The following is a 25,463-nucleotide window of genomic DNA, read 5'->3' as shown; positions in this document are numbered from 1 at the left end:
ACTGGTGGACGGACCCCGGAGCGGCATTCGCCTCGAAGTTTTTAGTAGATGAAGCGGATACCGCTCCGGGGTGCCCTCTTTTCGGGCGGGAACTATCGGCGACTTTTGATCGCTCGTCGCAAGCGGCCAGCCCCGAACGTGCATGGGAGACGATCCCCTGCCGGGCCCCCTCGCTACTGTCGTCTGCAGACCGTCCGTGCGAGGTTGGATGGGGGTACTATGAGGGCATAATTGGGGACGGGGATAAGATGGATATCTCTTCGATGTCATCCCCGCGAAAGCGGGGATCCCTGTTTCGCGACAGAGAGATTCCCGCTTTCGCGGGAATGACGCGGTGACGGAGCGAAGGCGAGATGGATTGCCCGAACGAGCCCGGCAATGACGATGGAAGGGGGCCAGCGGGCGCTAATCCACCAGCACCCTCACCTGGACCCGCTCATCGAACGACCAGCCACCCAGTGACAGCACCGCCCCGCTCGCATCACGCACGATGGGTGCCGTTCGGATGGCCTCGGCTGGTGTCGTGACCTTGAAGCCCAGAACCTCTTCGAGCCGGTGACGCGGGAAGAAGTCGGTGGCGGAGGCGACAAAGCCGGTTTCGCCAGAAACATTGGTGATCTCGAAACGCTCGTCCCAGACCAGCACGCCGTCCGGCGGCAAGGCCTGATCCTCGGGCAGCGCCCTGCCCGGCTCGCGGGCGATGGTGACAAAACCATCCTTGATGCGGATGACGGTGCCGAGCAGCGTCGTGCCGCGGGGCAGTGTATTGGTGGTGATCTGTTCAAAGAGCCGTTCCACTTGGCCCAGCGCGCGCGGCTTTTGGCGGCCACCAACAACGGCCAGGAGGCGGCTTAGCACCCTCCGGCCGGTTGCCGGGCCCAGCTGTTCGAGCGCGCTCAGCGGCAGCGAGGCGGCTCCAAAACCATCGACCGCAACCAGTTCGGCAAAGGCGGCATCGGCGAGTTGGGCCAGGGCCTGATCGGCCTCGGCCATGCGGGCGGCAAAGCGCGACAGCGCCGCGCCATCGAGCCCTTCCTGCGCCAGGGATGGCAGGAGCCGGCGCCAGCGCACACGTTCATAGGTGTCATCAGCATTGGAAGGATCACGCGCGGGCGTCAGCCCCGCCTCCTCCACGATGGCGCCAAGCGCTGCCGGTTCTACATCGAGCAGCGGCCGGAAAACCCGCACGCCTTCGACTTCGGAAAACGGCACCATGCCCTTGAGGCCATCGAGGCCACTGCCGTGGGCGAGACGCATCAAAATGGTTTCGGCCTGATCGGCGCGATGATGAGCGGTCAACAACACCTTCGCGTTATCCTGAGCCAGGGCCTCGCCAATCAGCCGATAGCGCGCCTGCCGCGCGGCCTCTTGAAGGCCGGTTTCAGGATGACCTTCGCTCCATCTGAGTCCGCGAAATTCGAAGCCGAGTTTTGTCGCCTCGGTCGCGACCATAGCAACCTCATCGGCCGCCTCGGGCCTCAGACCATGATCGAGACTGTAGACAACGATCTTGGGAGGAGTTTCCGCGCCCAAAACCCAGCGATGGGCGAGGAGCATCAGCGCGAGACTGTCGGGACCGCCCGAAACGGCGAGGCCAATGACGGCCTCGCCGGAAATGGGCGCAAACAGATTTGCCAGCGTGGCCCTGTCGGCGAGATCCGGGGTCAGGCTGGCGGGCATTGGGCCTTGGCTTTCTCCTCGGCAAGCCGCGCGACGAAAGCCGGAGGTAAGGTCGTATAGCGCTTGCCGACCTCGCCAAAGGTGCGGCAGGCGGTTTCGCGTTCCCCGGCCCCGGAAAGGGCCATGCCGAGCTTCAGGAGCAGGTCGGGCGCGCGGGCGTGATCGGGGTGTTTTTGGAACGTGTCGAGCAGCACCTCGGCCGCCTGATCGTAGGAGCCCTGCGTGAGGAGGGCCTCGCCGAGGAAATTGGCAGCTTCCGGAACCTGCGGATTGTCGGGATAGAGCGACACGAACTGGTCGAACTGATCGGCGGCAAAGGCATAGTCGCCCGAGGCATAGGCTTCATAGCCGGCGGCAAATTGCGCATCGGCATCCGCATTGCCGGTGGAGACCGTAGCCGGATTGTAGCTGAGATCGATTGGCTGGCCGGTCGTCAGGTCAATGCCGCCCGTTTGGCCGGTGCCAACGAGAGGATCGGACGAACTGCCCAGGTCATCCATGGGCAGGGACGACTGATCGTCAAAAGTCGGATCGAATTCCGCCTCGCCCGGCAGTGGCTTGACGCCCTGTTCGGGAATCTGGGTCAGCGGCACGGCATCTTCGCCGGTCGGGGCCACAGTTTGAGTCTGCGGCGACGCCTCGGGCGGCGTCACGCCACCAGGTTGGGTCGCCGCCTCAGTTTTTCCCCCAGCACCGCCTTCCAGCTGCTGGAAGCGGAACTCATTGTCTTCCTGCATGCGGTTGACGATTTCCTGCATCTGGGTGAGCTGGAACGTCAGGCCTTCAATCTGGCCATTGAGCAGGCGAATCTGCTCTTCGAGCTGCTGCATGCGCACCAGAACCTGGGCCTGATCGGCCTGGGCCACGAGAATGCGTTCGGGCTGGGTGTTGGTGAAGGAGAGACCGCCCAATTCGGCGGGGGGAAGGGTCTGCGCATTGGCGGCAGGCAGGAGCCCCAGGCCGATGGCGAGGGCGCACAAACCGGCGCGCGCCTTTCTGTTGAACGTTCCGAGCTTCACGCCGTTTTCTCCATTGGGTCGATGCGCGACAAGATGGGTATCTTTGGCCTCTGGATAAAGGCCAATTTTGGTCAAAACAAAACACCCGGCCCACTTTCGTGGTACCGGGCGTTCCTTGCCTCCAGTTCTTGCGACTGGAATGAGGTTTCTACTGGACCACCGTGACCGCGCGGCGGTTCTGGCTCCAGCAGGAAATGTCGTTACAGATGGCGACCGGGCGTTCCTTGCCGAAGGACTGGCTGGTAATGCGCTGGCCGTTGACGCCCTTGGAGACGAGATAGTTCACGACCACCGAGGAGCGGCGGGCGCCGAGGGCAATATTATATTCGCGGGTGCCGCGTTCGTCGGCATGGCCTTCGATCAGCACGCGATAGTTCTGGTACTGGTTGAGCCAGGCAGCCTGCTTGTCGAGAGTAGCCATGGCTTCCGGGGTCAGCGAGCTCGAATCGGTGGTGAAGAAGACGCGATCGCCAACGGTGACGATGAATTCCTGCTGGCTGCCCGGAGCACCGCCACCAGGGCCGAGATTACCGGCGCCGGTGAGACCGACGGCATCATTGGAACTGCGCGAACAGGCAGCGACGACGACGACGAAAAACAGCATCGCGGCAGCGCGCAACGCGGTCGAAAATGGTGCGGGAATGGCCACGGGGTAGCTCCAAAAAGGCAACAATCTTAAGTGCAGCATTTACCGCGCTTAATCTTAAAAGCTGGTTCGCTGGGATGGTTAATGTTTGCCTATTCAGGCGCGAATGTGGCGGGAATCCGGGCTTTTTCGTGACGTTGCAGAAGGGCAACAGGACGGACGGCCGATCACGTTAAGGTTAAGCGCCGGGGATTTTGGAGACGAAAAAGGGGGCCGCGGCCCCCTTCCCAAGTCAGCCGCGAAGACCCGACCACGAGGGGTCGGAGGCGTAGCTTTCGGTCGCAACGGTCAGGGGATTGCGACCCCAGATATCGACGCTCATCAGGCGCGGGCCATCATTGCCGCCTGGATCCTGGAAGAACATGATGACACGGCCATTGGGCGCCCAGGTGGGGCCTTCGGCGTGGTAGCTCGAATAGAGGAGGCGCTCCCCCGAGCCATCGGGATTCATGATGCCGATGTGGAACTGGCCGCCGGACTGGCGGGTAAAGGCGATGAGATCGCCCTTGGGGGACCAGACCGGGGTCGAATAGCTGCCCTGGCCGAAGCTGATGCGCTGCGCGTTGCCGCCGCTGGCGCCCATCATGTAGATCTGGGGCGAACCGCCGCGATCGCTTTCAAAGACGATACGGCCGCCATCGGGCGAATAGGACGGGCCCGTGTCGATCGCCGCGCCCGAGGTCAGCTGCACCGGCTGGCCGCCACCCGTGCCCACGGCATAGATATTGGTCGCGCCGCCCTGCTCCACCGAGAAGGCGACGGTGCCGCCATCGGGCGAGAAGCGCGGGGCAAAGGTCATGGCGCCGACATTGGCGAGGCGCTGCTGCTGGCCGGAAGACAGCTGCAGCAGGTAGACCTGCGGGTTGCCATCGGCAAAGTTCATATAGGTGACGAGGTCGCCATTGGGCGCAAAGCGCGGCGTCAGCGCCATGGTGGAGCCGTCGGTCAGGTACTGCACATTGGCGCCGTCCTGATCCATGATGGCGAGGCGACGCGTGCGGTTGGCCTTGGGGCCGCTTTCGGCGGTGTAGATGACGCGGGTATCAAAATAGCCCGTGCCGCCGGCCAACTGCTCATAGATGGCGTCGGAGACGATGTGACCGATGCGGCGCGCCGAATTGGGATCGGTATTGTAGCTCTTGCCCACGACCTGCGCGGCCTGCTGGGTATCCCAGACGCGGACGGAAGACGAAATCTGCCCGCCGCGCTCGACCGAGCCCATGACCAGCGCATCGACATTGGCCGTGCGCCAGACGTTGAAATCGGGCGTGCCGTTGACATCGCCCACCTGGACCGGCAGCGAAGCCGGATCGAGCGGCAGGAACAGGCCGGACCGGCGCAGGTTGTTGCGCACGATATCGGCGATCTCGCGCCCAAAGGTCGGATCGGACGAGGCGAAGTCAGGAATGGCGATCGGCAGGGGCTGGAAATTGGCCCCTTCCACCACGATGCGCAATTGCGCCATGGCCATGGGAGCGGTTGCCAGCAGGGCGCTACCGGCCAGGCCAAGCTTGAGCGCAGAGCGACGGGTAAGAAGCGTCATGTGTTGGTTGTCTCCAATTTCGCCGTTTGGCCGGTTTTTGGCCAGCAACAGGGCAAATTCAAGGTCACGGTTTCAGTTCCATCTCGATCGAGCGCCACTCGCTGTAGGAGTCGGCGGAGAGCATTGTATAGGGGCCGCACTGCACCACGGCGCGTTGCGCAGCGCGGGCGATGGCCTGGCCGGCGGGCGTGGGGTCGGCGGACACGATCTGCGGCGTGCCGTTGACGCTGCCATCCTGGTTCATCGACACGCGCAGGGTCACGTTCATGCCGGAGTTGAAATCGCTCGGCAGCAGGTTCCAGCAGGTCTTGATCCTCGCCCTTAGCCCATCAATGGCATTCTGGCTCAGCCGAGCCGACGTGCCGGTGGTGTCGCCCAGCGTCGGAGAACCGCCCTGCCCGGTCGTGCCGCCGGTCGTGGGGGCATTGTTGATGATCGAGGCGATATCGTCGGCAAGATCAGAATCGAGCTGGGTCGGTCCCGGCTGAGTAGGACGTGGGGTTGGCGTCTGCGACTGGTTCTGCGCGGCAGCAGCGGCAGCCTGGCGCTGACGTTCTTCTTCCTCGCGCTTCTTCCGTTCGGCTTCGGCGGCAGCAAACTGCTGGCGCAGTTGCGCCAGATTGCTCGGACGGGCAGCCGGGGTCGGCGCCGCGACGGCAGGCGTCGTGGGTTCTGGTTCCGGCGTCGGCTCTGGGGTTGGCTCAGGCGTCGGCGCAGGCTCGGGCGTCGGTTCCGGAGCCGGTTCGGGCTCTGGGGTCGGCTCCGGCGTGGGAGCGGGCTGCGGCCGTGTCTGGGGCGTCGGCGGCGTGGGCGTTGGCGTTGGTTCCGGCTGCGGAGTGGGTTCTGGCGCAGGAGCAGGCTCGGGCTCTGGTTCCGGGGCCGGCTCGGGTTCTGGGGTCGGTTCGGGCACCGGCTCAGGCTGCGGCGCAGGTTCGGGCGCTGGGGCCGTCTGGGTCACTGGCTGCGGCGTCGGCACATCGGCCGGCGACGGGGTCGGCTGATCGTCCTCGGTATTGCCGGTGGGCTGGGCGAGTTCAGCCGGATCATCGCTTTCAACGATGGAGGGCGTATCGGTCTCGACGACGGTGCTGTCGAGCTGGCCGGCGCGGATATTGGAATATTCTTCGATCGGGACGAGGTCGACCGAGATCGACGCGGTGACAGGCGTCAGCGGCTCGGTCGATCCCAGATTGATCAGACCAAGCACTATCAGCAACACATGCGCTGAAACTGAAACCGCGACGCCTGTACGCATGCCGGCGGCCTATTGCTCGCGCTCGGTAACGAGCCCGATCTTGGAATAGCCGGCAGCCGAGAGAAGGCCCATGACGCGCATGACGCTGCCATAATTGGCCGTGGTATCGCCGCGCAGGAAAATCCGGTCTTCCGGCGTCGCGAGGCCGGCAACGGTCGTCACCAGATTGGCTTCTTCCACCGGCGTCTCATCGACAAAGATGGCGCCTTCGGGCGTCACGGCCACGGTGATGGGCTGGGTCTGGCTCGGCATGTCGGCAGCGGCCGATTGCGGCAGATCGACCGGCACGCCGGCCGTCATCATTGGCGCGGCGACCATGAAGATGATCAGCAGCACCAGCATCACGTCGACCATCGGCGTGATGTTGATTTCGCTCATCACCGCTTTCCGGCGACCGCGACGACGGCGACCGCCGCCGCCTCCGCCACCTGCTACACCCATGCCCATATCAGCGGCTCCGCGCTTCGAGCTGGCGAGACAGAATGGTCGAGAATTCGTCGGCAAAGCCTTCGAGGCGCCCGATCATCTTGGCCGAGTCGGCAGAAAGCTTGTTGTAGGCGATAACGGCCGGGATAGCGGCAACAAGGCCGATGGCAGTCGCAAAGAGCGCTTCGGCGATCGGGCCGGCCACAACCGCGAGATTGGTGGAGGACGAAGCCGCGATATTGGTGAAGGCGTTCATGATGCCCCAGACCGTGCCGAAAAGGCCGATGAAGGGACCAGCCGAACCGACCGTGGCGAGGAAGCCCAGACGCTTTTCCAGAAACTCGCTTTCGCGCGAAATGGCGACGTCGAGTACCTTGTCGAGGCGCTGCTGCATGCCGACGAAGCTTGCCGCATTCTGCTCGTGACTGCGCTTCCACTCCTTCATGGCGGCGACGAAAACAGCGCCCATGCCACCGGAGGCTTTTTCCGACTGCTGCTTGTAAAGCTCTTCAAGCGACTGACCGGACCAGAAGGTCTTTTCGAAATTGTTCATCTCCGCAGCGACGCGGCGATAGGCAATGGTCTTGTCGACGATGATGGCCCAGCACCAGACGGAGGCACCGAGCAGGCCCAGCATCACCGACTTAACGACGATGTCGGCCGCCCAGAACAGTCCCCAAATGGACAGGTCGGCATGTGGAGCGGCCGCTCCCACTGCATCCATGGCTTCCATGAAGTGATCCTTTCGGCCCGGCCCAAGCGCCCGGCCCCATGCTTTGTGCGATGGGGGCGGAATCTGTCAAAATTAAGAGAAATGCCCTGCAAACCGGGCCTTTCGGCCTAGCCCTTAGCGCAGTGGTCCCTTTGACTCGATTATGGTGACCAAGTGGTTAAGAAAGCGATTCCCGAGACGAACTCGATCAAGTTTCGCCTTGCAGCAAGGCCCGCAGCTCGGCCGGCAGGCGCACCGGGCCACCGGAGGTCTTGATGGCAACGACCAGAACCCGGGCCTTTGTCAGCACGGTCTCTTCACGGATAATTGTCTGGTCGAGCACGAGGCGCACCGGCGTCGCCTCGGCAACTTTAGTCTCAACCGTCAGCAGATCATCGATCTTGGCAGCGCCCAGAAAATCGATCTCCATCTTGCGCACGGCAAAGGCAATGCCTTGTTCGATCAGTTCGAAATGATGGACGCCGAGATCGCGCAGAAATTCGGTCCGACCCCGCTCGAAAAACTTCAAATAGGCCGCATGATAGACATAACCGGAAAAATCGGTGTCTTCGTAATAGATGCGGACGGGAAAGCTATGGGTGCTCATGCGCTGCGCTCGTCATGGACCACATGGGCCTGCGTCTTGGGCAGATCGCGCAGGAATTTTGGCAACCAGCGTGGCAGCAGATTGAATTTTTCCAAGGCGTCGCCGGCGAGCGGCACCCAATGGAATTGCAGGTCGTGCCCCTCGTCCTGCCGTTCGAGCCAGGGTGAATTGCCATTCGGCCCCTGTCCCGGCAGCGTTACGCCATAGAAAAAGCCGAGCTCGTGAAAATCCTCGCCCTCACGGCGATAAAAACTCTCCGACGTCGCAATCATCGGGCCGATTTCGGCCGGCAGGGCGATTTCTTCGGCAATCTCGCGGGTCAGACTGAGCAGGCTGTCCTCGCCCAGTTCGACGCGACCGCCCGGCAGCATGGCGTAGTCGTCGTCATCCTCGCGGCAAATCAGAACATGGCCATCGGCCACGATGATTCCGGCAACACGAAAATTGAAACGACCTTCCTTCATGGGAAAGCTCAGGACGTGGCGAGCGGTCACGCTTGACCTCCAAGCTCGATGAGGACGATTTCGGGCGCCGCATCGAAACGCAGCGGCAGGCCGGAATGGCCAAGGCCCGCGCCAACGATCAGGTGCCTGCTGTTTTCAACGATATGGCCATGAAGATAGCGCCGGCCAAAGTTCGAGGGCACGACGGGGGCAAAACCGAAGAACCGGATCTGGCCACGATGCACATGGCCGGACAGGGTCAGCGCGACGCGCGACGGAACCTCGGGGAAAATGTCGGGTTCGTGGGCCATGAGGATGACGGGAGCGTCGTCCGAGACCTTGGCAAGCGTCGCATCAAGATCGGCCAGCGGCGTGCCGTCGCTGAACTCGGTGCACTGATCGCCCAGCCCCGCCAGCCAGAAGCTTTTGCCGTTCCAGGTTAGCTGGATAGCGTCGTTGACCTGAACCGGGATGCCGACTTTCTCCAGCGCCACCTTGGCGGCTGGTGCGGCCAGGAAACGGTGACGCTTTTTGATAAGCCGAGGATAGTCGTGATTGCCGAGGACGGCATGAACGCCGAGCGGCGCTTGCAGGCGGGCGAGGCCGCGAGCCCAATCATCGTGCGGAACCGGCCGGCTAAAGAGCGGCCCGTCGTCGAAATCGCCCACCAGCAGAATGATATCGGGTTTCAGCGCATTCGTTTTTTTGACAATTGCTTCAAGGGCTTGAAGGCCAATCCACGGCTCGGAAAAATGAAAGTCGCTGAGCATGGCGACGCGCAGCGTCAGGTCCTGCGGCCAATTGTGCAGCTTGGGCGCATAGCGGCGCACGACGATATTGGTGTCATCGATCCAGCTATGGGCACCGAAAAGACCAAAAAGGCGCTGGAGGATTGGCGCCATGCTCAGTCCTCGTCTCCGGCTTCCTCGAAGAGGCTGGCCTGCATGCCCACAAAACCCTGCGGTACGGTTTTATTGAGGTGCTGAAAGGCGATAGCGGTAAGCATGCGGCCGCGCGGCGTGCGCTGTATGAAACCTTGCTGCAGCAAATAGGGCTCGACGATTTCTTCCACGGCGTCGCGCGGTTCGCTGAGCGCGGCGGCGATGGTCTCGATGCCGACCGGACCACCATTGTAGAAATCAGCGATGGTATTGAGGTAGCGGCGGTCCAGCTGATCGAGCCCGCGCGCGTCAACATCGAGGCGCAGAAGCGCCTTATCGGCTAGCACACTGTTAACTTCTGACACCCCATCGACGAGGGCAAAGTCAATGACGCGTCGCAACAGGCGCCCGGCAATGCGCGGCGTGCCCCGCGAGCGCCGCGCAATCTCGAGAGCCCCATCGGCCGACATGGGCATGCCCATCAGCCGCGCGCCACGCGTGACGATCTGCACCAGTTCCTGCGGGGTGTAAAAATTGAGGCGGACGGGAATGCCGAAGCGATCGCGCAGGGGGGTGGTGAGTAGGCCAGCGCGAGTGGTGGCGCCAACCAAGGTGAATTTTGCCAGGTCGATACGGACCGAGCGCGCCGCCGGGCCTTCGCCGATGATGAGGTCGAGCTGGAAATCTTCCATCGCCGGATAGAGGACTTCTTCGATCGCCGGATTGAGGCGATGGATTTCGTCGATGAAGAGAACATCGCGCTCTTCGAGATTGGTCAGGAGCGCGGCAAGATCGCCTGCCTTGGCGATGACCGGACCGGACGTGGCGCGGAAACCGACGCCGAGTTCCTTGGCAATGATCTGGGCCAGCGTGGTTTTGCCCAAGCCCGGCGGGCCGACGAAAAGGACGTGATCGAGCGCCGCGCCGCGCTTCTTGGCAGCCTCGATGAAGACTTCGAGATTAGCCCGCGCGTCGGCCTGGCCGACGAAATCGGAAAAACCGGAGGGGCGCAGCGAGACGTCGAGATTATCGTCGCGGCCAGCGGCGGGGGAGGTGAAGTCGGTCACGCGAGAAGTTCCATTCCGGGGATATGCTTTGATGCCGGAACGTCAAAGGTCTTGGTCGCTACGCATCCCACGTTCCGATTTATTTGCGAGATGAGCAGATCGGCGACGCTGACTTTGTTGCTCACGGGCTTGGTGCCTATAGCTGCTTCGACCAGTTCGCTGCGCTCAACCACGATGTTGACGCTCTCGAGCAGCACATGCAGCACCTCGAATATTCTGTCCGCGGCAAAGCCGTAACGGCGCTGCAGCAGCCAAACCAGTTCAGCAACGACCAGAAGATTCACATAGGCCGGATCGTCGGCCGAGCGCGCGCTGAAGAATGAGACGGCCAGGCGATGCTGTTTCTCGTCGTCCACGACGAAAAGCCGGAGAACGACATTGGTATCGACACCGATCATCGCTGTCCGCGCTCAAAGTCGTCGATGACTGCATCCGCTATAGCATCGTCCATGTCTTCGACACGCAAACCGGCCCCCTTTGGTGGCTTGCCCAGCATGCCTGCGAATTCCTCAATTCGCCTGGTCTTGGGGCGTGCAACCAACTGCCCATTCTCTATCTTCCAGCGGAGCGGCGTGCCTTCGGTGATCCCAAGCGCATCCCGCAATTCCTTGGGGATAGTCGTTTGCCCCTTGTTCGTCACGGTCGACAACAAAATCCTTACCTGCTCACCCATGACAAAATCTCCCGATCTCCTTACTTTTCAAAATAGTAAGGAAAGTAGCTCCCTGCAAGTCACTGGCTCAATTCCCTAAGCCCAAGGCGAATGAGCTTCTCCGTTGCCGTATCTTCACCCTCCTTGGCAACCACTCGCGCGAGAGCGGCCGAGGCCTGGGCGCTGGAATAGCCGAGATTGGTGAGAGCCGAGACGGCGTCGGCGACATTGCTGCGGGCAACGCCCTCGCCCAAGGCCGTCTGCAGGCCCAGCGTGCCGGCGTCGATGCCGCCGATGGCCGGGACCTTGCCCTTAAGCTCGGTGACAATGCGCACGGCGAGTTTGGGGCCGACGCCATTGGCGCGGCCGACCATGGCCTTGTCCTGCAGCGCAATGGCGCTCGAGAGTTCAGCCGGCGAGAGCACAGAGAGAATGGCGAGTGCCACGCGGGCGCCGACGCCCTGCACGGTGGTCAGCAACAGGAACCAGGATTTTTCCGCTTCACTGGCAAAGCCGAAAAGGCGGATGAGATCTTCACGCAGGATCGTCTCGATGAAGACGACGGCGGCCTCGCCAACGCGCGGCAGCGATTGCAGCGTGCGGGTGGAACAATGCACCTCGTAGCAGACGCCGCCGCAATCAATAAGAACCCAGTCGTCACCAAAACTGTCGACCAGGCCCTTGAGCTTGCCGATCATAAAAGCGCTCCCATGCGACGTGCGGAAACCCGATGGTGGGCGTGGCAGATGGCCACGGCAAGAGCGTCCGAGGCGTCGGCACCCTTGAAATTGGCCGTCGGCAAGAGGGTCCGCACCATCAGTTCGACCTGCTTCTTTTCCGCGTGGCCAGTGCCGACCACGGATTTCTTGACGAGATTGGTGGCGTATTCGGCGACATAAAGGCCGTGCTGCGCCGGGGTGACGAGGGCAACACCGCGCGCCTGTCCCAGGATCAGCGCCGAACGGGCGCCGGCATTGACGAAGGTTTCTTCAACCGCCGCCTCCTCGGGATGATACTGGGCCAGCACTTCGGCAAGACCGGCAGCGAGCATGGCGAGGCGATCGGCCAGCATGCCATCGATCGGCGGGGTCACCGTTCCGGCCGCCACAAAGCTCAGGCGATTGTCGAGCGCATCGACAATGCCCCAGCCGCAGCGGCGCAGCCCCGGGTCGATGCCGATGATTCGAACGGTCTTGCTCATGGCGTTCCTTCTAGCAGTTTCCATGAACCTACCAAGACCAAAGTGAACAAAACAGAAACTTCAAGGCGCCAAGAACCTGTGATAGCTCAAAATTTACTCATTGGAGAAACGGGGAATTCAGAAACGGGGCCCTAGGGTCTTTTGAGACGCAGGGACACTGATTCACGATGACGGGGCTAGCAACGGCGCTACCGAAGCAGGCGTGGCTTTGGATTTTCCGCAAGACTTTTCTGATGATGGGGCTGTCGGTCGTTATCTCGGTGATAGCGACCGTCGTGTTCATGGCGACGTTTTCCGCCGGCGTGAACATGCCGGGCCTGCTCATCTCCATCGTCATGCCGATTTGTCTGGGCGGGCCGATGATTTTCACATTCGCCATCGGTACGGAACGCATGCGCTATGCCAATCAGCAATTGGCGCACCTGGCGACGCTTGATGGGCTGACCGGCCTCTTCAACCGCCGCGCCTTTGCATCCGCGGTCGAGAAATACTGCGTCGGGCCGCATCGCCGCGGCGTGCTGCTGGTGATCGATGCCGACCACTTCAAATCCGTTAATGACCGCTTCGGCCACGACCAGGGCGACGAGGCGCTGCGCGATATCGCCCATGCACTGAGCCTCACCATTCCGCTGCCCGGCCTTGTCGGGCGCCTGGGTGGAGAGGAATTCGGCATCTACCTACCGGACATGGATCTTGCCCGCGCCGAAAGCGTGGCGGACGACGTGCGCCGGGCCATTGCCGATATCGACTTCCGGCCCGAGGGCATTTCCTGCCCGCTTTCGGTCAGCATCGGGGGGGCGTCCCACGAAAAGCCCATTGCGTTCAGAGCCCTCTATCGCGAGGCCGACGAGCGTCTCTATAGCGCCAAGCAGAGGGGCCGCGACTGCGTCGCACTGCCCCAGGCGGCCTGACAGCCGCCTTCTTCCTCTTCCTGTTACCAATGCCGAGCCAGGGGGTTGCCAGCATGATGTCACCGCGCGCGGTCAATGGTCTGCAAAGCTGGTCCAGCGTTGCCCGCTGGACGCTGTTTGGCCCTCTGGCCTGCGTCGTCGTCGCGCTGGTCTACAATGCCGTGACCTTTGCCGATCTGGGTCCGGAAGCGCTGCACCGGGCCATGCTCTCGGCCATGGTTCTGCCGGTCCTGCTCGCAGTGCCGCTGTTCTTCTTTCTCTCGATGCGCATTCGCTCGCTGGCCATCATGAACCGGCGGCTGGGCCTTGTGGCGCGCACGGATAGCCTGACCGCCTGCCTCAATCGCGGGGCCTTTACCGCCAAGGTGGAGACCCACCTTTCCAGCAATGTCGGGCCGCAGACGGGCGCGCTGCTGATCATCGATGCCGACAATTTCAAGGCTATCAACGATCTTCACGGCCACGACGCCGGCGACGAGGCCCTGACCATATTGGCGCGGTCCATCCGTTCTGTCCTGCGCGCCGGCGATCTCATCGGGCGCATGGGTGGGGAGGAATTCGGCGTCTTTCTGCCCAGTGTTGATCAAAAGAGCGCCGAGCAGATGGCCGAGCGCGTGCGGCGGGCGGTGCAACTGGCCCAGTTTTCGCCGCGCGGCCAGGCCTATACGCTGACGGTCAGCATTGGCGGCGCGGTCTTTGACGGCATGACCAATTTCACCGAGCTCTTCCATATTGCCGACCAGCGGCTCTATGGCGCCAAGCATTCGGGCCGCAACCAGGCCGCCATCGTGCACACGGTCGATCAACCGCCGGTCGATATCAGGAAATCGGCGTGAAAAAGGGCGGCATGGCCGCCCTTTGTGTTTCAGAACCCCGCCATTCGAGCTGCCACTCGACCATTAGGTCTCGTGGCCTTCTCACCTCCAATCACGCCACTGGCGTGATTGGGCCTTCGGCACGGTTCTAAGTCTCATGGCCTGACTTACTAAAATCGCTCCACCGGAGCGATTTTGCCTGCGGTCGCGAAACCCCGCCATTCGAGCATAGCTCTCATGGCCTGACTTACTAAAATCGCTCCACCGGAGCGATTTTGCCTGCGGCCGTGCGTCAGCCCGCGATCTTGGCTGCGTCTTCTTCGCTGATGTCGAAGTTCGAATAAACGTTCTGCACGTCATCGTCTTCTTCGAGCGTGGCGATCAGCTTCATCAGCGTCGCGCCCTTTTCGGCATCGATCGGGGTCTCGTTCTGCGGCTTCCAGATCGCCTTCACCGCTTCAGCTTCACCCAGCACCTTTTCAAGCGCGGCCGAAACTTCGACCATGGCTTCGAACGAGGTGTAAATGTAGTGGCCTTCTTCGTCGGTTTCGACATCGTCGGCGCCGGCCTCGATGGCGGCTTCCATGACCTTGTCGTCCGAGCCGGCCGAAAGCGGATAGGTGATTTCGCCGACGCGATCGAACATGAAGCCGACCGAACCGGTTTCACCCAGCGCCCCACCGTTCTTCGAGAAGTAGGAGCGCACGTTCGAGGCGGTGCGGTTGCGATTGTCGGTCAGCGCTTCGACGATGACGGCAACGCCACCGGGGCCGTAGCCTTCGTAGCGGATTTCATCATAGTTCTCGCCATCGCTGCCCGAAGCCTTCTTGATGGCGCGATCGATATTGTCCTTGGGCATGGACTGGGCGCGGGCATTGGCGACGGCCAGGCGCAGACGCGCGTTGAAGGCCGGGTCGGGCATGCCCATCTTGGCAGCCACGGTGATTTCGCGGGCCAGCTTGGAGAAGATCTTCGAGCGGACGGCATCGCTCTTGCCCTTGCGGTGCATGATGTTCTTGGCGTGTGAATGGCCTGCCATTCGGTACCTCGGATTTTCTGAATTTTGGCGGTGCTTATAGGGGGCGACGGGAGAAAATGGAAGGGTGCGCGGTTCGGCACTGCCTTCAGTTCTGCGCCCGCTGCCCCACCCCCTCCCGTCCTCCCCCATTAAGGGGGAGGTGAAGGTCAGTGGTCTTGAAGAGATGTTGCCCCATACTCGATGCGGCACCTCCCCCTAGATGGGGGAGGATGGGAGGGGGTGATCGGCACCCACCAAATCTCAAAAATCGGGAAAAGCCTGATTGAGCGTGCCGCCGATCCGCACCGGCAGGACCTTTTTCGCCAGACCCGTGCGCGGATCGGTCTCGACGGCCACGCCGCAGAGCGTTGCCTCGCCCTCGGCCGGGGTGAAGCGCCCATTGGGAATGCCGGTGAGAAAGCGGTTGAGTGGTTCTTCGGCATCCACCCCGATGATGGAGTCAAAATCCCCGCACATGCCCGCATCGGCCATCAGGGCCGTGCCGCCCCTGAGGATGCGATGGTCCGAGGTCGGGATGTGGGTATGGGTGCCGACGACAAGGCTTGCCTTGCCATCGAGGAAAAAACCCATGCCCTGGATTTCCGAGGTCGCCTCGGTGTGGAAATCGACGATGACGGCATCGACCACCTCACCCAGCGGCGCGGCGGCCAGAGCCGCTTCCACGGCGCGGAAAGGATCGTCGACGGGCTGCATGAAGACGCGGCCCAGCGCATTCACCACCAGCACCCGGTGGCCATTGCGGCCCTCCACCATCATGGCGCCGCGGCCCGGCGCGCCGGGAGCGAAATTGATCGGCCGGATCAGCGTATTTTCACGCTCGATATAGCTCAGCGCCTCGCGCTGGTCGAAGGCGTGATCCCCGAGGGTGACGATATCGGCGCCCGCATCGCGCAGGCCCCGGAAATGGGACTCGGTCAGGCCGCGGCCATGGCTGGCGTTTTCGCCATTGATGACGACGAAATCGAAGCCATAGGTGGCGATGATCCCCGGCAGGCGCTCGCTGACGGCATCGCGACCGGACTTGCCGACCACGTCACCCAAAAAGAGAAATTTCATAAGGAAGCCTCGAAGAATTCGACACCGTTTTCGGTGACGACCGCATCGAGCGGAATATCGTGTGGTTCGCGTGGAATATGGTCAAAGCCCTGCGCCGAGAAGGCGAGGCCGACCAGCATCGGCCTTTTGCGCAGCGAGGCAAGGGTCCGGTCATAATAGCCGCCGCCATAGCCGAGCCGCGTGCCGGTTTTGTCAAAGCCCAGGAGCGGCATGAGGATCAGGTCGGGCTCGCAACGGGGCGCCAGATCAGACGGCGCCAGCGTGCCGAAACCGGCCTCGTAGAGCGGCGCATCGCTGCCCCAGATACGAAAATCGAGCGGCTCTTGGGGGCCGGAAACGACCGGGAGGATGACTGTCTGCCCGCCATCCATCAGGCGCACCAGAATGGGCTGGCAATCCACCTCGTCGCGAATGCGCCAATAGCCGGCCACGGCGTCTTCGGGGCCAAAGGCCACCTTGTCGAAGAAGTGGAAGGAGATGGCATTGGAGGCTTCGGTGCGGAATTGCGGAGAAAGAGCCTCGCGGCGCACCCGGGCAGTTTTGCGCAGGAGGGCCTTTTCGGCCTCTATTCCGTCTAACACCATGCGCGCCAATCTCTGGGAAACGTTAGGAATAAGGTGCCGCCCTGGCCGTGGGACGAGCGATCCCGGGAACCTACTTACGTAGGTGGGCGCCGTATGTCCAAGCCCACGGGCCTGGTCAGGGACAGCTCCCTTAGGATCGATTAAGGCCCCGGGGATATGTGTGTCCTCACGCGCCGGGCAGCCCAAGAGATATAGGCGCTTCCCCTGTCCCACGCAAACGGCAACCCACAAGAATGTGTGTGCGCCAATGCGCTTTTATGACGAAGCAACGAGGCTCTCGGCAATGGCCGCCTCCAGCCGGTCAAAACCATGCCCGGTGCCGATCTCCCGCGCCGAGGCGCCGTCGCCACCATCGAGCAGCAGCAGGTGCTCGTCATAGCGCATCAGGCTGCCGCGATTGTGCGGGCGGAAAAGCACTGTGACCAGCGAGGCCGAGAGCGGTTTTCCACCCACGCGCATGGCATAGCTGTAAACCACGCGGGTCGGCGCCGCGATGTCGAGATAGGCGATGTCGACCTCGTGCTCGACGCCCGAGGGATCGGCGAGGCGACTGAAATCATGGCCGCCGGCACGAAAATCGTGGCGCACTTCGCGCTCGGTCCAATCGGGATGGCAGCCGGACCAGAGGTTCTTCAGTTTTGGATCGGACCAGAAGCGGAAGGCATGGGCGGGCGAACCGGGCAGCACCCGGTCAAGCGTGAAACGGGAATGGGTGGGATCAATCGCCATCGGACATATTCTCGGGATTGGCCGCCATGGCGGCAGCGAGGCGATCAAAGCCGGTTTCGAGATGCCGCTGATGCGCATCAAGCCAGCTGCGCAGGCTGTTCAGCCCATCCTGGCGGATGGAAAAGGTGCGCACCCGGCCCTCTTTTGTCGAGGTGATGATGCCGCCATTCTCAAGCACTTTCAGATGCTTCAGGGTGGACGGCAGGCCCAGATCGAAGGGCGCAGCCAGCTCCTTCATCGAGGCGGGCCCCGCCTCCACAAGGCGCGAAACCATGGCTCGCCGATAGGGATCGGCGAGCGCCTGAAAGACGGTATCGAGTTCAGCAGGCATCAAGACCCCGGCAAGAAGCGCGCCGGCATGGCGTCGCGATAAGGGAACATTGTAAAATAAGGCTGCGCCTGAGCAAGCACCGAAGTGACCGAAGGGCGCGCGAGGAGCCGCTCGAAATAGGCGCCGAGCGCCGTGGCGGAGCCGGGAAACGGCTCGACGATGCCGGCAAAGAACAGGCCCGGAAAAGCGGCGCAATCGGCAATGGAAAACTCGCTACCCACGGCCCAGACCCGCCCGCTCATGTGCTCCTCGATCATGCCATAGGCCGTGTGCAGATTTTTGCGGGCCTCGGCGACCCCATGCGGGTCATTGCTGCCCATGGGGCGGATGCGGTCGGTGACGATCTTCTGCAAGGGTTGCTGGACATAGAGGTCAAAGAACCGATCCCAGAGCCGCGCTTCGAGCAGGGTTTCGGCCCGGTCCGGCCAGAGGCGGGCCATGGCTGGATAGCGCCCCGCGAGATATTCGAGAATGATCGTGGTTTCAGCAACATACCGGCCGCTCGCCGCATCGTGAAGCAGCGGGATTTTGCCGACCGCCCAATGATCGGACACGAGCCTTGCCGAAGCAGGATCGGCAAAATCCACGACAACGGCAGAATAGGGAAGCTGCGCTTCCTCGAGCGCAATCATCACCTTGTGGCAGAAGGTAGCGAGGGGGTGGAGATAGAGGGTCAGGGACATAAGAACCGCCAGATAGTTTCCTTATAGAGAAACTATCTGGCGGCTTGATATGATGCAAGAGAAAGTTTCCGATGGCGGAAACTTTACTTCTTGAGCGCCTGCACGCCCGGCAGGGGCTTGCCTTCCATCCATTCAAGGAAGGCGCCGCCGGCCGTGGACACATAGGTCAGGGCATCCTTGACGCCAGCATGGGCAAGAGCGCTGACCGTGTCGCCGCCACCGGCAACCGAGATCAGGTGGCCATCATGGGTGCGCTTGGCGACATGCTTGGCAATTGCCACGGTGCCCGCGTCAAAGGGCTCCATCTCGAAGGCGCCGACCGGGCCGTTCCAGATGACGGTATGGGCGTCGTCGATGGCGCCATTGATGCGCTCGATCGAGGAGGGGCCGATATCGAGGATCATGCCATCGGGATCGACAGCATCGACGCCATAGAGGCGGGTCGGCGAATTGGCCTTGAAATGCCAGGAGACGACGGCATCGACCGGCAGGATGATGGCGCAATTGGCCTTGTCGGCCTTGTCCATGATGCGGCGGGCAGTGTCGGCGAGGTCTTTTTCGCACAGCGATTTACCGACGCCATGGCCCTGGGCGAAGAGGAAGGTATTGGCCATGCCACCGCCGATGACGAGGCCGTCAACCTTGGTAACGAGGTTTTCGAGCAGATCGATCTTGGAGGAAACCTTGGCGCCGCCAACAATAGCGACGACCGGCTTCTTGGGTTTCCCAAGACCCTTTTCCAGCGCTTCGAGCTCGCCCTGCATGGCAAGGCCGGCAGCGGCGGGCAGGAGATGAGCCAGAGCTTCGGTTGAGGCATGGGCGCGGTGCGCGGCCGAGAAGGCGTCGTTGACATAGACATCGCCCAGGCTCGCCATGCGCTTGGCAAGCTCGACGTCATTGGCTTCTTCGCCGGGATGGAATCGGGTGTTTTCGAGCACGAGAACCGAGCCGATCGGCGCCTCGTCGATCGCGGCCTTGGCGGCTGAAACATCGACCCAGTCGGTGGCAACGAAGCCGACCGGGTGACCGGTGACATCGGCAACCGCCGAACAGACCTGTTCGAGCGAGAATTCTGGATCGACCTTCCCTTTGGGCCGACCGAAATGGGAGAGCAGAACGGCCTTGCCGTCATGCTTGACGATTTCGCGGATGGTGGGCAGCAGGCGCTCGATGCGCGTTGCGTCACTCACCTTGCCATCGGCCACGGGAACATTGAGGTCGGCTCTGAGGAGCACGACCTTCTTGCTGAGGTCGAGTTCATCGAGAGTCTTGAATTGCGCGGTCATGGCCAGGCTCCGAAGGCAACGAAACTTGGCCTTGGCCTATCAGGTGTGAACGGATCGGAAAAGCGCCGTGACGAAGATTCTCGTCAGCTCCCAATGAGAACCACGCGCATCTGGTGGCCGATAAGGAAGACAAGCGGGCTCAGCGCGGTCCAGGCAGCAAGGCGCACGAGATCATCGACCATGACATGGCGGGCAAAGCCAAGGCTCGCCCAGGGCGCCGTACCAACCAGCCCGATGATGCGCCGATGGCGCCTGAAGAGATAAGCCAGCACCGCAATGGCAGGTAGCGCCAGGAGGATCAGACTGTCCAAAAACCCGGCCACGAGCCAGACCAATGGCAGCGACGAGTGAAAGCGACGGGTGAGGTGGAACATGGTCCGCTCCGGGCCTTGCTGACATTTCGAAAATAGGCCGATTTGGTGACAGGGCGTTGACGGGGCTTGACCCGGCCCCTGGGTCCGCCCTGATGGATGACGGGGTCAATATCGGAGGTGATTCCTTGACCCGTTCAGACGTTTTCCTCTCCCCGGCTGAAGCCGCCCGCACAGTCGGCATTTCAGCCAAGGCTTTGCGGCTCTACGAGCAGCGCGGTCTCATCACGCCTGTCCGCAGCGCCAATGGCTGGCGCCACTATGGGCCGGAGCAAATGGCCGGGATCAGGCACATTGTGGCCCTGCGCACGCTTGGCTTGAGCCTCGCCCAGATTGCGGCTGTGCTCTCGGGCGAAAGCCATGACCTAGACAAAGCGCTCGCCGAACATCAGACACGCCTTGAGGGCAGCCTTACAGGCCTGCTTGATGCCATTGAGAGAGTACGCGTCTGGCGCAATGATCTGAGCGAGGGACGTGCGCCCGATCTCGCCGATCTCGTGGCCACTCCCCCCGCCCTGTCGCTCCCCCTGCCCTGGCCGTGGAATAGCGAGATCTTTGCATTGCGACGCCTGTCGCCGGTGACCTATCTCGTCGGGCCACTGGGCAGCGGCAAGACGCGGCTCGCCATGGCGATGGCCGAGGCGCTTGGTGGCGGCTTCGTTGGGCTTGATCGCGGCGAACCAGATGAACTGCCGGCAGCCGCTTTGCGTGAACTCGAATGGCTGCTGGAAGATGGGGCCGTTGATAGCCCTGCCCTGCGAGCGGTGCTGGCTGGGATGGTTTCCGAAGAGCGGCCCCGCGTGATCGATCTCGTCGAAGATGGGCTCGATGAAGCAACGCAACTGGCACTTGGCGGCTGGCTGCGGCGGCGGGGCGAGGGCGATGCGCCGCTTGTGGTGATGACGCGAACGAGTGCGGTGTTGGACCTCGATGCGGTGAGTGCCGGACACGCGATCCTTTATTGCCCGGCCAACCACAGTGTTCCCTTTGAGGTTTTGGCCGTGGCGGGTTCGCCGGGCTATGAGAGCGTTGCCAATTGCCTGGGGACGCCGGAGGCGAGAGCGCGGACGGCGGGTATGGTGGCGAGGATGGCGCCCTGAACTCGTCACCCTCGGGCCTGACCCGAGGGCCCTGCACTTGCTGCAGCGTCGCCAAGTAAAGTGTCCTCGGGTCAAGCCCGAGGATGACGGCTGGTGGAGGACTAACCGCGCACAAACAGCCCCGGATAGTCCGTCACCAGCCCATCCGCATCCACCGTCAGAACGGCTTCGAAATCATCCGACTGAAACCGGAAATGCCCCGCGTCGATCCTGGTATAGACCTGCTCGGCGCGGCGGACTTCCATCGTGGTGGCATCGATCCAGACCATGGCAAACTTTTGCGGCTTTCCGTCCTGCCAGTCGCTGCGCCAGATCGGCAGGGAATTGGTCATCGGCGTGGGCCAGATATCGACGTCGACGCAGCCCTTGAGCTCCGAAATCGGCTCGGCGCGATCGTCCGACCAGCCACCTAGCCCATCGCAAAACAGCTCCAGCGCCTTGCCGTCGGCCCGTTCGATTTTGAGCGTACGGGTATGGCCGTTCTCGTCGAGTTTGATGCGATAAAAGAGCCCGAAATCTTCCCCGATGATGGCCCCGCGGATGCGCGTGTCGCGGCCATTGGCGATGACATGGCAGTGTTCCTGCGTCTTGAGGTCAAGGCCACGCCACCGATAGGACTGATTGAGGCTCAAAACGCTTCTCCCGACACGCGTCGCATTTGCAGCAAATGCGCGAGGGGAAAGCAAGCGCGGCGTCAGACCGGTGGAGTGACGCCGTCGCGGATGGTGTGGAAGGTCGGGAGCACCGCGTCGAGCCGATCTGCATCGGTGACGCAGGAAATGGCCGTGCGCCCCTTGGCAGTCTCGACCATGGAGAGCACCAGCCGGACATGCTCGGCATTCTTCTGCTTGGGCTTGCCGATGAATTCGTGGCCCTTGTAGCCGTCGAGCTCAAACGACGAATCCGAGACGAAATCGAAGATCGACGCCATGCCTTCCTTGGCCATGGCGATCCAGCCGGGCGAGCCGATCTGTTCGTTGATCTTTTCGAGCGTCAGCCCCTCATTGCCCGGCACGGACTGGAAGCTGACCTGGCAGAGATACTTTTCGCCGGTCAGCGGCGCCGGATCGTCCGAAGCAGATTTGACACCGAAGGTGACATTGTAGGGCGGCGGGGAATCGGCGGCTTCGACAACAAACGTGTCCGGCAGGGTCACCGCGAGGCCGGTTTCAACGTCTTCGGCGGCGAAGGCCGGAGCTGCAAGGATGGCAGCGACAAGAACCAGGGAGAAAGCAAAACGCATGGCAAGGCCCGGACGTGGATGGTTTTCCCGAAAGGTTATGCCAAGAGCGTGGCGACAAGACGATTGGCCAAATGGTCACAAGAAAAAGGGGCGCTTGCGGCGCCCCTTTTCAATTCCGACTGACAAAAGACGCTTAGAGCGTCTTGCCCAACGCGACGGCCGTGTCGGCCATGCGGTTCGAAAAACCCCATTCGTTGTCGTACCAGGAAAGGACGGAAACGAAATTGCCGTCCATCACCTTGGTCTGGTCGAGGGCCACGGTCGAGGAATGCGGATCGTGGTTGAAGTCGATCGAGACGTTGGGCTGGTCGGTGAAACCGAGCACGTTCTTGAGTTCGCCATTGGCGTACTTCTTGACGGCGGCGTTGATCTCGTCAGCGGTCACATCGCGCTTGGAGATGAACTTGAAGTCGACGCAGGAGACGTTCGGGGTCGGCACGCGGATCGAGACGCCGTCGAGCTTGCCCTTGAGCTCGGGCAGGACGAGGCCGATGGCCTTGGCAGCGCCGGTCGAGGTCGGGATCTGGCTCAGGGCTGCAGCGCGGCCGCGATAGAGATCCTTGTGCATGGTGTCGAGGGTCGGCTGGTCACCGGTATAGGAGTGGATGGTGGTCATCATCCCCTTCTCGATGCCGAATTCCTTGTGCAGCACATAGGCCAGCGGGGCCAAGCAGTTGGTCGTGCACGAGGCGTTGGAGATGACCACGTCTTCCTTGGTCAGGGTCTGGTGGTTGATGCCATAGACAATGGTCTTGTCGGCGCCGTCGCCGGGGGCCGAGATGATCACCTTCTTGGCGCCGGCCTTGAGGTGAGCCGAGGCCTTTTCCTTGGAGGTGAAGATGCCGGTGCATTCAAGCGCGATGTCGACCTTCATGGCGGCATGCGGCAGCTCGGCGGGATCGCGCACGGCGGTCACCTTGATCGGGCCACGGCCGACATCGATGGTGTCGCCGACAACCGTCACCTTGTGCGGGAAACGGCCATGGACGCTATCGAAGCGCAGCAGGTGCGCATTGGTCTCGACCGGGCCGAGATCGTTGATGGCGACGACTTCGATATCCATGCGGCCGGATTCGATGATGGCACGCAGGACATTGCGGCCGATACGGCCAAAACCATTGATGGCGACGCGAACTGCCATGTTTTAACGCTCCTAGAGGGGAGAAAGGAGAAAGGGAGGCGCGGCTCTCTTACAACTGTGCGGTGACGGCTTCAACAACCGCCTTGGACGTAATTCCAAAGTGGGCATAGAGCGCATCGATCGGGCCGGAAGCGCCGAACGAGTGCATGCCGACGAAACGGCCCTTGTCGCCAAGGAGCTTGTTCCAGCTCATTTCGATACCGGCTTCGACGGCAACGCGCGCCTTGGCCTTGCCGAGCACTTCAGCCTTGTAGGCGTCGGACTGCTTGGCAAAGAGTTCCATGGACGGCACGGAGACGACGCGAGCCTTGATGCCCTGCTCGGTGAGTGCCTTCTGGGCCTCGACCGCGATGGCGACTTCCGAACCGGTCGCAAAAATGACGGCATCGGCATCAGAGGGACCGACGAGGGTGTAGGCGCCCTTGGCCGACTTGTTTTCCGACGAGTTTTCGGTGCGAACGGCCGGCAGGTTCTGGCGCGAGAGCGCGAGGATCGACGGAGCCTTTTCCGAGGTCATCGCCAGTTCCCAGCATTCGGCGGTTTCAACCGCATCGGCCGGACGGAAGACCAGCAGGTTCGGGATGGCGCGGAGCGCGGAGAGGTGTTCCACCGGCTGGTGGGTCGGGCCGTCTTCGCCGAGGCCGATGGAGTCGTGGGTCATGACATAGATGACGCGCTGTTCCATCAGGGCCGAGAGGCGGATGGCCGGGCGGGCATAGTCGGTAAAGACCATGAAGGTGCCGCCATAGGGGATGAGACCGCCATGCAGCGCCACGCCATTCATGGCGGCGCCCATTTCGTGCTCGCGAATGCCGTACATCATGTAGCGGCCAAGGCGATTGTCGGCCTGGAACGGCAGCGTCTCGGGCGTGTTGGTCAGGTTCGAGTGGGTCAAGTCGGCAGAACCGGCCAGGGTTTCCGGCACGTTCTTGTTGATGACTTCGAGAGCCATCTGGCTCGACTTGCGCGTTGCGACCTTGGGCTTGTCGGCGACGAGCTTTTCCTTGTAGGCGGCCATCACGGCAGCAAAGTCAGAAGGCAGCTTGCCCGACATGCGGCGGGTGAATTCGGCCTTGTTGGCATTGGCCGCCAGGCGGGCTTCCCATTCGCCGCGCAGGTTTTGGCTGCGGGTCGCGGCAGCGCGCCATGCATCGAGAATGTGCGAGGGAACTTCAAAGGCCGGGTAATCGATGCCCAGCGCAGCCTTGGCGCCGGCCAGTTCTTCAGCGCCGAGCGGAGCGCCGTGCACCTTTTCCGTGCCAGCCTTCTTGGGGGCGCCGAAACCGATGGTGGTTTTCGCCGCGATCAGGGTCGGCTTGTCGGTCGACTTCTTGGCATCGTTGAGCGCCTTTTCGATGGCGTCCTGGTCATGACCGTCGATCTCGATCGTGTTCCAGCCGACTGCCTTGAAGCGGGCGATCTGGTCGGTCGAGTCGGCATTGGAAACCTTGCCGTCGATGGTGATGTTGTTGTTGTCCCAGATCACCACAAGCTTGTTGAGCTTGAGGTGGCCGGCCAGCGAGATCGCTTCCTGGGAAATGCCTTCCATCAGGCAGCCGTCGCCGGCGAGAACCCACGTGTAGTGATCGACGATGTCCGAGCCGAATTCGGCAGCAAGCTTGGCTTCGGCAACGGCAAAGCCGACCGAATTGGCAAGGCCCTGGCCGAGCGGGCCGGTGGTGGTTTCAATGCCTTCGGCATGGCCGAATTCGGGATGGCCGGCGGTTTTCGAACCGAGCTGGCGGAAATTCTTGATGTCCTCGATGCTCATGTCCTTGTAACCGAGCAGATAGAGCGAGGAATAAAGCAGCATCGAGCCGTGGCCGGCCGAGAGGATGAAGCGGTCGCGATCGGCCCAGTGGCTATCGGCGGGATCGAACTTCATCACCTTGGTGAAGAGGACGGTCGCGATATCGGCGCAGCCCATCGGCAGGCCGGGGTGACCGGAATTGGCTTTTTCGACCGCGTCCATGGAAAGGGACCGGATCGCATTGGCCAATTCGTTCTGCTGGGCTGTATTCGTCATTGCTCGTGGCCGCTCT

The 25,463-nt window shown here is 62.2% G+C and carries 30 protein-coding genes and 1 other RNA gene; 3 read left to right on the top strand and 28 right to left on the bottom strand.

Annotated elements, in window-relative coordinates; genetic code table 11:
• Positions 1–405 precede the first annotated feature (405 nt).
• The 15 genes from tilS to ruvC form a co-directional block, all read right to left on the bottom strand.
• A complete protein-coding gene (gene tilS / locus ACSQ2A_RS08410) occupies positions 406–1,680 on the bottom strand; it encodes a tRNA lysidine(34) synthetase TilS (RefSeq protein WP_436071839.1) in 1,275 nt (424 codons plus the stop codon).
• Positions 1,665–2,699, bottom strand: coding sequence for a tol-pal system protein YbgF (gene ybgF / locus ACSQ2A_RS08405; RefSeq protein WP_436071838.1), 1,035 nt, complete (start codon positions 2,697–2,699; stop codon positions 1,665–1,667). Before ybgF ends, tilS begins: the two co-directional genes overlap by 16 nt.
• A gap of 148 nt (positions 2,700–2,847) precedes the next feature.
• Positions 2,848–3,348 (bottom strand): peptidoglycan-associated lipoprotein Pal, encoded by a 501-nt coding sequence (gene pal / locus ACSQ2A_RS08400; protein ID WP_436071837.1) that lies wholly within the window; start codon positions 3,346–3,348, stop codon positions 2,848–2,850.
• Positions 3,349–3,577: 229 nt separating this feature from the next.
• Positions 3,578–4,888 (bottom strand): Tol-Pal system beta propeller repeat protein TolB, encoded by a 1,311-nt coding sequence (gene tolB / locus ACSQ2A_RS08395; RefSeq protein WP_295415693.1) that lies wholly within the window; start codon positions 4,886–4,888, stop codon positions 3,578–3,580.
• 64 nt (positions 4,889–4,952) lie between these two features.
• A complete protein-coding gene (locus ACSQ2A_RS08390; protein WP_436071836.1) occupies positions 4,953–6,143 on the bottom strand; it encodes a hypothetical protein in 1,191 nt (396 codons plus the stop codon).
• 9 nt (positions 6,144–6,152) lie between these two features.
• On the bottom strand, positions 6,153–6,590 hold the full coding sequence (tolR, locus tag ACSQ2A_RS08385; protein WP_436071835.1) for a protein TolR: 438 nt from the start codon (positions 6,588–6,590) through the stop codon (positions 6,153–6,155).
• Position 6,591: 1 nt separating this feature from the next.
• The gene (tolQ, locus tag ACSQ2A_RS08380) at positions 6,592–7,293 is read right to left on the bottom strand and encodes a protein TolQ (RefSeq protein WP_436072272.1); all 702 of its coding nucleotides are present in this window, start codon (positions 7,291–7,293) and stop codon (positions 6,592–6,594) included.
• A gap of 196 nt (positions 7,294–7,489) precedes the next feature.
• Entirely contained in the window at positions 7,490–7,888 is a 399-nt protein-coding gene (ybgC, locus tag ACSQ2A_RS08375) for a tol-pal system-associated acyl-CoA thioesterase (RefSeq protein ID WP_295415698.1), read from the bottom strand.
• On the bottom strand, positions 7,885–8,382 hold the full coding sequence (locus tag ACSQ2A_RS08370; RefSeq protein WP_436071834.1) for an NUDIX hydrolase: 498 nt from the start codon (positions 8,380–8,382) through the stop codon (positions 7,885–7,887). Before ACSQ2A_RS08370 ends, ybgC begins: the two co-directional genes overlap by 4 nt.
• On the bottom strand, positions 8,379–9,233 hold the full coding sequence (locus ACSQ2A_RS08365; protein ID WP_436071833.1) for a metallophosphoesterase: 855 nt from the start codon (positions 9,231–9,233) through the stop codon (positions 8,379–8,381). The genes ACSQ2A_RS08370 and ACSQ2A_RS08365 overlap by 4 nt, the downstream gene beginning before the upstream one ends.
• A 2-nt stretch (positions 9,234–9,235) precedes the next feature.
• The gene (gene ruvB / locus ACSQ2A_RS08360) at positions 9,236–10,279 is read right to left on the bottom strand and encodes a Holliday junction branch migration DNA helicase RuvB (RefSeq protein WP_295415705.1); all 1,044 of its coding nucleotides are present in this window, start codon (positions 10,277–10,279) and stop codon (positions 9,236–9,238) included.
• The gene (locus ACSQ2A_RS08355; RefSeq protein ID WP_436071832.1) at positions 10,276–10,677 is read right to left on the bottom strand and encodes a PIN domain-containing protein; all 402 of its coding nucleotides are present in this window, start codon (positions 10,675–10,677) and stop codon (positions 10,276–10,278) included. Before ACSQ2A_RS08355 ends, ruvB begins: the two co-directional genes overlap by 4 nt.
• Positions 10,674–10,952 (bottom strand): AbrB/MazE/SpoVT family DNA-binding domain-containing protein, encoded by a 279-nt coding sequence (locus ACSQ2A_RS08350; protein WP_436071831.1) that lies wholly within the window; start codon positions 10,950–10,952, stop codon positions 10,674–10,676. Before ACSQ2A_RS08350 ends, ACSQ2A_RS08355 begins: the two co-directional genes overlap by 4 nt.
• Positions 10,953–11,011: 59 nt before the next feature.
• On the bottom strand, positions 11,012–11,629 hold the full coding sequence (gene ruvA, locus ACSQ2A_RS08345) for a Holliday junction branch migration protein RuvA (protein WP_295415712.1): 618 nt from the start codon (positions 11,627–11,629) through the stop codon (positions 11,012–11,014).
• Entirely contained in the window at positions 11,626–12,132 is a 507-nt protein-coding gene (gene ruvC / locus ACSQ2A_RS08340) for a crossover junction endodeoxyribonuclease RuvC (RefSeq protein WP_436071830.1), read from the bottom strand. Before ruvC ends, ruvA begins: the two co-directional genes overlap by 4 nt.
• A gap of 167 nt (positions 12,133–12,299) precedes the next feature.
• On the opposite strand from ruvC, the gene ACSQ2A_RS08335 reads away from it, so the two are divergent.
• The gene (locus tag ACSQ2A_RS08335) at positions 12,300–13,043 is read left to right on the top strand and encodes a GGDEF domain-containing protein (RefSeq protein WP_436071829.1); all 744 of its coding nucleotides are present in this window, start codon (positions 12,300–12,302) and stop codon (positions 13,041–13,043) included.
• 53 nt (positions 13,044–13,096) lie between these two features.
• Entirely contained in the window at positions 13,097–13,879 is a 783-nt protein-coding gene (locus ACSQ2A_RS08330) for a GGDEF domain-containing protein (protein WP_295415721.1), read from the top strand.
• 271 nt (positions 13,880–14,150) lie between these two features.
• Here ACSQ2A_RS08330 and ACSQ2A_RS08325 read toward each other — a convergent pair whose 3' ends face one another.
• The 9 genes from ACSQ2A_RS08325 to ACSQ2A_RS08285 form a co-directional block, all read right to left on the bottom strand.
• Positions 14,151–14,897, bottom strand: coding sequence for a YebC/PmpR family DNA-binding transcriptional regulator (locus ACSQ2A_RS08325; protein WP_295415723.1), 747 nt, complete (start codon positions 14,895–14,897; stop codon positions 14,151–14,153).
• A gap of 240 nt (positions 14,898–15,137) precedes the next feature.
• Entirely contained in the window at positions 15,138–15,953 is an 816-nt protein-coding gene (locus ACSQ2A_RS08320) for a TIGR00282 family metallophosphoesterase (RefSeq protein WP_436071828.1), read from the bottom strand.
• On the bottom strand, positions 15,950–16,537 hold the full coding sequence (locus ACSQ2A_RS08315) for a 5-formyltetrahydrofolate cyclo-ligase (RefSeq protein ID WP_295415726.1): 588 nt from the start codon (positions 16,535–16,537) through the stop codon (positions 15,950–15,952). The genes ACSQ2A_RS08320 and ACSQ2A_RS08315 overlap by 4 nt, the downstream gene beginning before the upstream one ends.
• Positions 16,538–16,566: 29 nt before the next feature.
• A non-coding RNA gene (gene ssrS / locus ACSQ2A_RS08310) (6S RNA) lies at positions 16,567–16,724 on the bottom strand.
• A gap of 68 nt (positions 16,725–16,792) precedes the next feature.
• Complete coding sequence (locus ACSQ2A_RS08305; RefSeq protein WP_436071827.1) at positions 16,793–17,266, bottom strand: SRPBCC domain-containing protein; 474 nt, start codon at positions 17,264–17,266, stop codon at positions 16,793–16,795.
• Positions 17,256–17,597 carry an ArsR/SmtB family transcription factor gene (locus ACSQ2A_RS08300; RefSeq protein ID WP_436071826.1) on the bottom strand — a complete coding sequence of 114 codons (342 nt, stop codon included), beginning with the start codon at positions 17,595–17,597 and terminating at the stop codon, positions 17,256–17,258. The genes ACSQ2A_RS08305 and ACSQ2A_RS08300 overlap by 11 nt, the downstream gene beginning before the upstream one ends.
• The gene (locus tag ACSQ2A_RS08295) at positions 17,597–18,280 is read right to left on the bottom strand and encodes a glutathione S-transferase family protein (protein ID WP_436071825.1); all 684 of its coding nucleotides are present in this window, start codon (positions 18,278–18,280) and stop codon (positions 17,597–17,599) included. The genes ACSQ2A_RS08300 and ACSQ2A_RS08295 overlap by 1 nt, the downstream gene beginning before the upstream one ends.
• An 83-nt stretch (positions 18,281–18,363) precedes the next feature.
• Positions 18,364–19,566 (bottom strand): phosphoglycerate kinase, encoded by a 1,203-nt coding sequence (locus ACSQ2A_RS08290; RefSeq protein WP_436071824.1) that lies wholly within the window; start codon positions 19,564–19,566, stop codon positions 18,364–18,366.
• Between the two features lie 83 nt (positions 19,567–19,649).
• On the bottom strand, positions 19,650–19,940 hold the full coding sequence (locus ACSQ2A_RS08285) for a hypothetical protein (protein WP_436071823.1): 291 nt from the start codon (positions 19,938–19,940) through the stop codon (positions 19,650–19,652).
• Between the two features lie 125 nt (positions 19,941–20,065).
• Between ACSQ2A_RS08285 and ACSQ2A_RS08280 the strand changes: the two genes are divergently transcribed.
• Entirely contained in the window at positions 20,066–21,037 is a 972-nt protein-coding gene (locus ACSQ2A_RS08280) for a MerR family transcriptional regulator (protein WP_436071822.1), read from the top strand.
• Between the two features lie 101 nt (positions 21,038–21,138).
• On the opposite strand, the gene ACSQ2A_RS08275 is transcribed toward ACSQ2A_RS08280, so the two are convergent.
• The 4 genes from ACSQ2A_RS08275 to tkt form a co-directional block, all read right to left on the bottom strand.
• On the bottom strand, positions 21,139–21,669 hold the full coding sequence (locus ACSQ2A_RS08275; protein ID WP_436071821.1) for a putative glycolipid-binding domain-containing protein: 531 nt from the start codon (positions 21,667–21,669) through the stop codon (positions 21,139–21,141).
• A gap of 62 nt (positions 21,670–21,731) precedes the next feature.
• Positions 21,732–22,280 carry a hypothetical protein gene (locus tag ACSQ2A_RS08270; RefSeq protein ID WP_436071820.1) on the bottom strand — a complete coding sequence of 183 codons (549 nt, stop codon included), beginning with the start codon at positions 22,278–22,280 and terminating at the stop codon, positions 21,732–21,734.
• Between the two features lie 133 nt (positions 22,281–22,413).
• Positions 22,414–23,421, bottom strand: a complete 1,008-nt coding sequence (gap, locus tag ACSQ2A_RS08265) for a type I glyceraldehyde-3-phosphate dehydrogenase (RefSeq protein WP_295415745.1) — start codon at positions 23,419–23,421, stop codon at positions 22,414–22,416.
• Positions 23,422–23,470: 49 nt separating this feature from the next.
• Entirely contained in the window at positions 23,471–25,447 is a 1,977-nt protein-coding gene (tkt, locus tag ACSQ2A_RS08260; RefSeq protein ID WP_436071819.1) for a transketolase, read from the bottom strand.
• Positions 25,448–25,463: the final 16 nt, after the last annotated feature.

Source organism: Devosia sp. LjRoot3 (assembly GCF_964252865.1).
Lineage (GTDB): Bacteria > Pseudomonadota > Alphaproteobacteria > Rhizobiales > Devosiaceae > Devosia.
Note: the sequence above shows the minus strand (reverse complement) of the source record. Positions and strands in the feature narration are given on the sequence as shown.